General features: G+C 46.3%; 2 protein-coding genes. Both read left to right on the top strand.

Annotated features, from left to right (window positions below; translation table 11 throughout):
* Positions 1 to 461 (top strand): GNAT family N-acetyltransferase (locus R8O70_RS25940; RefSeq protein WP_318184553.1); only part of this gene is annotated, 461 nt, incomplete at its 5' end.
* Positions 462 to 466: 5 nt separating this feature from the next.
* Complete coding sequence (locus tag R8O70_RS25935; protein ID WP_021821578.1) at positions 467 to 1,039, top strand: GNAT family N-acetyltransferase; 573 nt, start codon at positions 467 to 469, stop codon at positions 1,037 to 1,039.
* Positions 1,040 to 1,113 lie beyond the last annotated feature (74 nt).

Raw genomic sequence — 1,113 nt, 5'->3', positions numbered from 1 at the left:
CAGCACAAAAGCAGGATTCTGCAACCATCTTAAGATTTGTTAAAGAGTTAGCTCGTTACGAGCATTTAGAACATGAAGTTAAAGCCAGCGTCGAAGACGTTGATCGAGCGATTTTCGGCGAAGATTCGACGACACACGCAGTGATTTGTTATGTGAACGAAGAACCGATAGGATTCGCCGTCTACTTTTTTAACTACTCAACATGGCTTGGAAAGAACGGACTCTACTTGGAAGATCTATATGTTTCTTCTGAGTACCGAAATGTTGGTGCAGGGAAAGCGTTGTTAAAGCATTTGGCGAATATTGCCGTTGATCGTGGTTGTGGCCGTTTTGAATGGGCTGTATTGGATTGGAACCAACCCGCGATTGATTTCTATCAGTCAATCGGTGCAGAGCCTCAAGATGAATGGAAGATCTATCGACTGGCGGGAGATGCATTGCAGCGCTTTGCTAAAGGATGATGTGAATGGGAGATTCGATGTATCCACACGACTATCAAGGGAATGGCTCGCAAGCGCGCTTTTCCGTCTCGGAAAGGGTCTCAATTGAGCCTCTTACCACCAAGCATGCGACGGTTTTACTGGAAGTGGTGAACACGCATCGAAACAGCCTATCTGGCTATTTACCTTGGACGGACTTTGTGACCAACCGCAGAGAAGCAGTGAACTACATCTCTCAGCGCGTGAACAGCAAAGCGTTAGATGCCCACTGGTGCGCGATTTATTTTGATGAGCAGTTTACGGGTGTTATTGGCATCAAGGGTGTGGATTCGCACACACACGTCACTGAGATTGGCTATTGGTTGGCGAACAATGGGCGAGGACACCGAGTGATTGACCAAGTGCTTGCGGTTCTGATTCCTTTTTTAAAGCAGAAAGGGCATGCGCAGTTCATCCAATTCCACTGTATGGAAGATAACATTGCCAGTATCAATATTGCGGAGCGTGCTGGTGCCACATTAAAAGAATACGTTGATCACGAGTTCGAGACGCTTGACCGCTCTCAACGATTAGGCATTTATGAATTGCGTCTGACTTAGGTCCAAACCCACCGATATTTTAATCAGAGTTCGAACTCTAATTTCGCGAGCGCTACAATAGTAACATTGTTGCG

The organism is Vibrio sp. 779(2023) (assembly GCF_033344285.1).
In the GTDB taxonomy this organism is placed as follows: Bacteria; Pseudomonadota; Gammaproteobacteria; order Enterobacterales; family Vibrionaceae; genus Vibrio; species Vibrio alginolyticus.
This window is presented reverse-complemented; position numbering and strand designations above follow the sequence as displayed.

Bases quoted from the DNA above. Each gene is read 5' to 3' on its own strand.
- R8O70_RS25935 (WP_021821578.1), top strand. From the start codon at position 467: ATGGGAGATTCGATGTATCCACACGACTATCAAGGGAATGGCTCGCAA.